This is a genomic window from Pedococcus sp. P1_H8, assembly GCF_056405175.1.
Genome location: NZ_JBFUCP010000250.1, coordinates 1 through 437, shown reverse-complemented (window position 1 = coordinate 437; position 437 = coordinate 1). Strand labels below are relative to the sequence as shown.

The 437-nt window shown below is 73.5% G+C and carries 1 pseudogene; it reads right to left on the bottom strand.

Annotated elements, in window-relative coordinates:
- Positions 1 to 437, bottom strand: a pseudogene (locus AC1DYG_RS19840) (ATP-binding protein); the annotation flags it as partial.

Here is a 437-nt window from a genome sequence, read left to right as displayed (position 1 = left end):
TCTCGAGCATGTGGTAGCGCAGACCGAACGAGCCGGGACCCTCGACGACGGACAGCATCGACTGGTTCACCAGGCCCTCGAGGGCCGCGGCGACGTCGGTCACCTCGCCCCATCCCGCCACGGCGGCGGCCCCGTCGAGGGTGAAACCCGCCGGGAACCGGCACAACCGGCGCAGCGCCGCCCGCTGGTCGGGTTCGAGCAGGTTCCAGCTCCACTCGATCACCGCGTGCAGCGTGCGATGGCGTTCGGGCGAGGTCCGGTCGCCGGAACGCAGCAGCGCGAACCGGTCGACGAGCCGGGCGTTGATCTCGGGCACGCTCATCGTGCGCACCCGGGCCGCCGCGAGCTCGATGGCCAGGGGCAGCCCGTCCAGGGTCCGGCACAGCTGGGCCACCTCGACCGGGTCGAGCCGTACCGACGGCCGGACCGCCTGCGCG